At 72.4% G+C, this 7546-nt stretch carries 5 protein-coding genes and 1 pseudogene; 1 reads left to right on the top strand and 5 read right to left on the bottom strand.

All coding sequences use genetic code 11. From position 1 onward, the window contains the following. Positions 1–40 precede the first annotated feature (40 nt). Complete coding sequence (locus ACWGIF_RS31755; RefSeq protein ID WP_453502649.1) at positions 41–2311, bottom strand: NACHT domain-containing protein; 2271 nt, start codon at positions 2309–2311, stop codon at positions 41–43. 204 nt (positions 2312–2515) lie between these two features. Continuing rightward, a pseudogene (locus ACWGIF_RS31750) lies at positions 2516–2946 on the bottom strand (NACHT N-terminal Helical domain 1-containing protein); the annotation flags it as partial. A 380-nt stretch (positions 2947–3326) separates the two neighbouring features. On the opposite strand from ACWGIF_RS31750, the gene ACWGIF_RS31745 reads away from it, so the two are divergent. Beyond that, complete coding sequence (locus ACWGIF_RS31745) at positions 3327–3914, top strand: M23 family metallopeptidase (protein WP_453502645.1); 588 nt, start codon at positions 3327–3329, stop codon at positions 3912–3914. 105 nt (positions 3915–4019) lie between these two features. Here the strand turns inward: ACWGIF_RS31745 and ACWGIF_RS31740 are convergent, their stop codons facing one another. From ACWGIF_RS31740 to cseB, 3 genes are all read right to left on the bottom strand, one after another. Beyond that, a complete protein-coding gene (locus ACWGIF_RS31740; RefSeq protein WP_453502643.1) occupies positions 4020–5135 on the bottom strand; it encodes a LamG-like jellyroll fold domain-containing protein in 1116 nt (371 codons plus the stop codon). Positions 5136–5241: 106 nt separating this feature from the next. Further along, positions 5242–6558, bottom strand: coding sequence for a two-component system sensor histidine kinase CseC (gene cseC / locus ACWGIF_RS31735; RefSeq protein WP_453502642.1), 1317 nt, complete (start codon positions 6556–6558; stop codon positions 5242–5244). 245 nt (positions 6559–6803) lie between these two features. Beyond that, positions 6804–7517, bottom strand: coding sequence for a two-component system response regulator CseB (gene cseB / locus ACWGIF_RS31730; RefSeq protein WP_453502640.1), 714 nt, complete (start codon positions 7515–7517; stop codon positions 6804–6806). Positions 7518–7546 lie beyond the last annotated feature (29 nt).

Here is a 7546-nt window from a genome sequence, read left to right as displayed (position 1 = left end):
TGACCCATAGGGTTCCGGGGCCGCCCCTTTTCCCCTGGGACTACTGCTCGTACGCCGTGCTGTGCGGCTCGATCTCGGCGTCGGGGAACCGCTGCGCCACCCGTTCCTCCAGCCGGGGCGGCAGCTCCTCGTCCCCGTACAGCCGCAGGGTCCGCAGCGACGGCAGCCGGACGTGTTCGACGAGACCCTCCAGTACCTCGTCCGGTACGGCGAGCTCCTCCAGCTGTTCGAGCCGCGACAGCTCCACCCAGTCCGCCGGCCCGGCCGGCCGCCAGCGGTATCCGAGGTTCAGGACGCGTAGCCCCGTGTGCCGGCCGAGGCCGGTCACGTCGATCGTCGGAGCGTCCAGGCGCAGAATCTCCATGGCCGCCCCGGGCGGCAGACTGCCGGCCGACCAGTGCAGCGGTGTGTACAGCTCCAGCGCGTGCAGGCGGGTCCAGCTCGATATGACGTCGTGCAGCCCTGGGGCGGACACGGAGAGACGGGCCACCCGCAGAGGCAGACCGCGCAAACCCGTCACATCGGTGTCCCGGCCGCACCTGATGACCTCCAGCTCCGCCAGCGAGGTCTGCCCGCGCAGGAAGTCCAGGTTGCGGAGGTCTCTGAGGTTGAGGCCCATGCACGCCACCTGAACGCGGGAGCAGAGCTCGGACAGGGCCCGGTAGGAGACCTCCTTGGTGAAGAACAGCCCGGGGTGCCGCTCGAAGGCGTGCAGGGCGTCGGCCTCTTCGTCGGTGCCGATCCGCAGGACCGGAGCGGGGTCGAGGCGTTCGATGACCGCACGGGCGTACTCCCGGGTGTCGAAACGGACCCACAGCGAGACGAGGGCTGCACGGACCCGGTCCGAAGCCGAGGCGCGGAAGCCGGCCAGGTAGGGGATCGCCAGGTCCGAGAGGGTCTCGCCGGCCGCCGTGACGGCCATCAAGGCCTCGTGCTCGTCGGCTGTCGCCGGGTCGGCCAGCAGCTCCAGCACCAGCGGTCCGGTGCGGCCCAGTTCCTCGGCCTCCTGCTCGCTCCGGGGCGGCAGCAGGTGCCGTACGGCCTCCTCGGCCTCGGCGCGCAGGGCAGGATCGAGCTCTGCCGCGTACTGGAGTGAGGCGTAGGCGAGGAGCACGGCCCGGTTGGTGCCCCGGTCCAGCAGGGCCCGGATGATCTCGGTGCGTTCGCGCGGTCGGCCCTGGGCGACCGCCATGCGGATGACGTCCTCCCACTGGTCGTCGTCCGCGTGGAGGGCCAGCTCGTCGACCCCGCCCTCGTCCAGGGCGGCCCGCGCGCCCAGGAAGTCCTGGAAGGTGCGGTGGACGAACTGGACGGTGTCCACCGTGGGGGCTCGCAGCAGACCGGTGCGCTCCAGGAAGTACGCGAACACGGCCCGGGCGTCGCCGAGGACTGCGGCGGCGGGCACTGCGGGCAGCCGTTCGGCGATCAGTGCCTCGGCCCGGGACCGGTCCATCTCGGTGCGGCCGTTGCGGACCAGCCAGTGGGCGAGCCGCTGGAGCAGCTGGAGCTGGGGTTCCTCCGCCAGGTCGGGCCGCCGCAGGCCCCGCTCGCGGTCGCGGCGGTGCAGCAGCATCGACAGGGCGGCCGCGTACAGCTCCTTGCGGCCGGTGGGCAGGAATCCCCGGCGCTCGCGGTGCAGGGCGCAGATCAGACCGCACAGCAGCGGATTGGTGGCGAGGCGGGCCAGGTCGGGTTTGGTGCGTACGGAGTCCTGCAGCAGGTCGGCGTACCCCTCGGGGACGGCTGCGGCGGTGTGCCAGCGCTCGATGAAGGCCCGTACGTTCGCCGGGCTCATCGGATCCAGGGTGACCTCGGTGAAGGCCTCGCCCGAGAGCCAGTCCCGCCGGACCGCAGAGGGGCGGGAGGTCACCAGCCAGCGGTTGCCGGGATAGGCGGTGATCAGGTCGGCGAGCCAGTCCCGGGCGCCTTCCCGTTCGTCCTCGGGGATCTCGTCGATGCCGTCGACCAGCAGCAGGGCCCGCCCGTCGCGCATCACGCGGCTCTCCCATCCCTCGGGGGCCTCCCCGGCCAGCGGGGTCCCGGCGAGGAGGTCACGGGGCGCGGGCAGTCGCTCGCCGTGCCGGGTCAGGGTGCGCAGGGGGAGGACGTACGGGATGAGCCTGTGGCCGGGGCCCCCGCCCGTGAAGACGGCCAGCCACTGGATGAGCGTCGTCTTGCCCGCTCCGGCATCACCGCGCAGCAGGACCCGGTCGTGTTCGGCGAAGAGCCGCTCGGCGGGCAGGAATCGCGGCGCGGGGTTCCGCGCGCCTTCGGCCTCGCCTCCTTCGGCGGTCCGGGCCGTAAGGCTCACGTACGCCGCGTCCAGCGGCCAGCGGGAGGAGCCCGGTTCCAGGTCCAGGCCGAAGATGGTGAGGGTGGAGTGGCGGCGGGCCACGTAGGCGAGGTAGCGCTCCTCGAAGGCCGTGTCCCGGCCGTCCTGGCGGGGCAGGCGGGTCAGCAGCTCGTCCACCTTCGCGATGGTCTCGGCGTGCAGCTTGCTCTGCTCGACCAGGGTCGCCGCCACGAAGGTGGAGCGCTGGGTGAAGAAGTTCAGGATGTGCAGGCAGGCCAGTTCGACCAGGCGGTCGTGGAACAGTCCGGCGTCCCGGGAGAGTCCGGGGTGCGGGGCGGCGGCCCGGAGCCGGCGGGCGAAGCGCTCGGGGCCGAGGCGAACGGCCTCCACGTCGGAGAGGGTGAGGTCGCCCAGGGCGTGGAGGGTCGCTGCGAGGCTGCCGCCACCCCGGCCTCTTCGCCGGGCGGGAGCGGTCGCTCGCCGGGGGCCCGCAGGGCCTCGCGCACCAGGCGGTCGGCCAGCTTGCGCAGGTCCGCCGCGTCGAGGTCGCGTTTCTCGCGCCAGGAGACGTAGGAGGAGATGCGCTGTGGGCGGTCGACCAGGCCCGCGCCCGCGCCTTCGGTCCGTAAGAGCTTCTTGATCAGGGGCGCCACGACCGCCGAAGCCAGCCGGATCCCCGCTGCTGTTGCGTCCACGAGCCCGGAGCGTAGTGCCGGTCACATTCGCATGGTCATCAATCGGGGGATCCCGGCCTCGGCCGGTGACAAGCCGCACAGGGCAAATCGGACATACTAGGGGGTTTCGTAGATCAAAAGGGCCTCACTCAAGGGCATTAGCCCCTGAAAATCCCGTCAACGGGACAAATCACCCTGGAGTACTTACGAGCCCCGGTAGTAAACGGGGACGTTTGGGGAAGTCCGGGCATTCGGGTTACCAAAGATGAGCCAACCCGGCACATTGCTGAACGTGCCGGGTCACTTCATGCCCGAGACGGGCGTGATCGCCCACGTCCCCGGCCCCGGAGGTCTGCTCTATGTCCGCGAAGCGCGTCATCACCCGTTCTACCCGTATCACCGTCGGCGCAACCCTCGGTGCTGTGCTGGCTCTCGGGGCCGGGACGACCGCCGCCTTCGCCGACGCCCCGCAGACGGCTCCCGCCACCGCCACCGCCGACGTCGCCGCAGCGACGAAGAAGAAGGCCGGCCTCTGGGACAAGCCGCTGGAGAAGTACACGCTGTCCGCGACCTTCGGCAAGGGCGGCAGCATGTGGGCCCGCAAGCACTCCGGCCAGGACTTCGCCGTCCCGGTCGGCACCCCGGTCAAGGCCGTGGCCGCCGGCGTCGTCGTCAAGGCCGGCCCGAACGGCGGCGGCGACGGCCCCGCCTACGGCAACGCCATCGTGATCAAGCACGCGAACAACAAGTACTCGCAGTACGCGCACCTGTCGAAGATCCACGTCAAGGTCGGCCAGAAGGTCTCCGTCAAGCAGGGCATCGCCCTGTCCGGCAACACCGGCAACTCCAGCGGCCCGCACCTGCACTTCGAGATCCGCACCACCCCGAACTACGGCTCGGCCCTCAACCCGGTGGCCTTCCTGCGCACCAACGGCGTCAGCATCTGACCTGCGCCCCCAGCACCCTGACCGACGCCGACCGGCCCCGGTGGCCGGTCGGCGTCGTCGTGTCCAGGTCCGCGTCCGGTCAGGTCTGGTCCGCGTCCGGTCCGGTCAGGTCAGCAGCCAGCCGTGGGTCGGCTTCGGCGTCGAGCCGAGCTTGCCCTCCTTGTACGCGGTGGCCTGCTCCGGCGTGAACGCCGTGTCGTAGACCTTGACGTTGTGCAGGGCGCCCTGCCAGGGACCGGTCCAGATGTCGTGGTGCTTGGACCGGCCCAGCTGGAGCGGCCCGGGGGCCTGCCAGATGGCCGCCGCCGCCGTCTCGCCGGCCTTCGCGCCGTCCACGTAGAGGGCGATGACCTTCTTCTCGGCGTCGTAGGTGGCCATCAGGGTCGTGGCGGTCTTGAACACCGTGGGCCCCTCGGCGGTGACGGTCCTCGTGGTCGCCGCGGCGCCCTTGTCGCCCGTCTGCACGCGGAAGATCCAGGCCTGCTTGCCCTTCACCTCGTTCACGCCCAGCTCGAACGAGAACGACTCTCCGTCGCCCTGGCTGATGGCGATCCGCGAGCCCTTCGCGCCGGAGCTGTAGACGCGGGCCACGACCGTGAAGCTCCTCGACACGTCCACGACCGGCTCGGCGGACTGCGCGTACGACTTCGCGGTGCCCTTCCCCACGATCTGGAACCGCTTGCCGAGCGGGTCGATCCGGAAGTCCGGGCCCAGCCGGATGCCCGTCTTGCCGTAGCTGTCGCGCAGGAGGGTCGCGTCGCCCTCGACGGTGGCGGTGTACGGCGCCGACGACTTCGAGGCGCCGGGTGCCGGCGAGGCGGACGACGGTGGCGGGGCGGCGGCGTCGTCCGGCCCCGGCCGGTCACCGCCCCGCGTCAGAAAGAACGTTCCTCCACCGGCCAGCAGCGCCAGGACGGTCACGACGCCGCCCAGCGTCCACAGCCGCTTCCTGCGCCGCTCGTCGGCGGACCGGTCGGCCATGGCCTCCCAGTCCGGCTGCGGCGCCGGGGGGATGACCGGCCCGCCGGACGGGGCCGGGGCCCACGGCCCGGGCTGCGGGTAGCCGTAGCCGCCGTCGGGCGGGGATCCGTATCCGCCCAGCGCGGGCGGCCCCGGCGGGGATCCGTATCCGTCCTGCGCGCCCGGCCGGGATCCGTATGCGCCGCTCCCGGAGGACGGCTCGGGCTGCGGGGTGATCGGGGGATTCGCGCCGTCGGTCATGCCACGGATGCTAGGTCACGGCCCCGGGGGAGGGTTCGGTCGGCCCGGCACCGCTCCCGCCCTCGCCGCCCGGTGCATTCGGCGCGTCCGGCCCGTCCCGCACGGTTCAGCCCTGCGGCAGTTTGAGGACGGGGAAGCTGCCGGTCGCCGTCGGCGCGTGCTCCGGCAGCCACAGGACCGCCACCGCACCCGCCGCCGCTCCCTGGCGCTCCACGCCGCCCGGGGCCGCCACGTTGCGGAACGTCAGCCGGGCACCCAGCACCCGCGCCTGGCCCTCCGCGATGGTCAGCCCCAGCCCGTGCCCCACGCCCGCGCGGTCCGTCGACCCGGTCCGGAACCGGCTCGGCCCCTCGCGCAGCAGTGCCTCCGGGAAGCCCGGCCCGTGGTCCCGGACCCGTACGACCCGGCCCTCCACGTCGACCTGGACCGGCGGATGCCCGTACCGCGCGGCATTGGCCAGCAGGTTCCCCAGGATCCGCTCCAGGCGGCGCGGGTCGGTGCTGACGATCTCGTCCGCCACGACCCGTACGGTCGCCTCGGGCATCAGCGACGTCACCCGCCGGCTCACGAACTCGCCCAGCGCCACGTCCTGCAGTTCCGCCCGCTCCGACGCACTGTCCAGCCGGGCCACCTCCAGCACGTCCTCGACGAGGGCGCGCAGCGCCTGGGCCCGGTCCCGGACCAGCTCGGTCGGCCGCCCCGGAGGAAGCAGTTCCGCCGCGGTGAGCAGGCCCGTCACCGGCGTCCGCAGCTCGTGTGCGATGTCCGCGGTCACCCGTCGCTCGGCCTCCAGCCGCTGCTGGAGGGCGTCGGCCATGGCGTCCACGGCCCGCGCGAGGTCGTCCGTCTCGTCGCGGACGACCCCGCCCACCGCGTCCCGCACGCGTACGTCGGGATCACCGTGCGCCACCCGCTGCGCGGCGGCCGCGGCCTTGCGCAGCCTGCTCGAGATCTGCCCGCCGATGAGCACGCCGAGCGCCGATCCGCCGATCACGGCGGCGAGACCGCCGACGACCAGGGCGCGGTCCAGGTCGGGGATCAGGTTGGCGCCCTCCCGGAACGGCGTGTGCAGCGACAGCACCTGTCCGTTCCCGAGCGGTACGGCGGCCCACACCTCGGGCAGCCCGTGCGGCCGCTCCTGGATGTACGTCCCGCGCCGCCCCGACTGGGCCTTGCGCCGCAGTTCGGCGGGCAGTTCCGGGTCGTTGAGCTTGGCGCCCATGGGCGGTTTGCGCCCCGCGTCGACGTTGCGGGAGATGAACTGCACGCGGTCCAGCTGTACTTCGCGAGCGCTTTCCAGCATCGACACGCGGGCAGCGCTGTGCACCACCAGGCTCAGCGCGATCGTGACGAGGGCGCCGACGGCGGCGATGGCGAGCGTGATCTTCCAGCGGATCCCCGTGCGGAGGGTGAACCGTCTCATGCCGGTCTTCCCGCGTGCAGAGTCCCGGCCTCGACCAGGGGAGGACAGGCGGTGCTGCGATCGGCCTTCTGGCCACCGGGCCGGCGGTCGCTGTCCGTGGAGCGGGGGTGAGACCTCATCGGGAGTCCTCCTCTCGGTCGGGGCGGTCCGTGGTGAAACGGGAACCCCCACCCGCGAGGATGGGGATCTCGGGATCCCTCTCTCGGGGAGGGATCACGTCAGGGTGTGAGCGGGGAGGGATCACGTCAGGGTTTGAGCTTGTATCCGAAGCCCCGGACCGTCTCGATCCGGTCCTGTCCGATCTTGGTGCGCAGCCGCTGGACGTGGACGTCGACGACGCGGGTGTCGCCGCCCCAGTCGTAGTCCCAGACCCGCTCCAGCAGGCGGTCGCGCGACAGTACGGTGCCGGGCGCGGAGGAGAACTCCAGCAGCAGCCGCATCTCGGTCGGCGTCAGCGCCACGGCGGCGCCCGCCCTGCGCACCTCCATGCCCTCGGTGTCGACCTCCAGGTCGCCGAAGGAGAGCACCCCGCGCTCCCCGTCCGGATCGTGGCCCGGGGTGCCGGGGCCGCCGTTCTGCTGGCCGCCGGAGTGGTCGAAGCGGCGCAGCACGGCGCGGATCCGGGCGACGAGCACCGACCCGTCGAAGGGCTTGGTGACGTAGTCGTCGGCGCCCGCCTCCAGGCCCAGCACCACGTCGATGGAGTCGGCGCGCGCCGACAGCATGATCACGGGGACGGTGGACTCGTCGCGGATGCGACGGCACAGGCTCACGCCGTCCATGCCCGGGACCATCACGTCGAGCAGTGCGATGTCGGGCCGGTCGGCGCGGAAGGACTCCAGGCCGGACAGGCCGTCGGGCATGGCCGTGACCACGAACCCGTCGCGTTCCAGCGCCAGGGTCGTGGCTTCACGGATGACGTCGTCGTCCTCCACGAACAGGACATGGGTCTCGGCCATGCGGCAGCCTCGCCTCGGTTCCTCTGTGC

The sequence above is a fragment of the Streptomyces sp. NPDC054849 genome, assembly GCF_053610945.1.
Note: the sequence above shows the minus strand (reverse complement) of the source record. Positions and strands in the feature narration are given on the sequence as shown.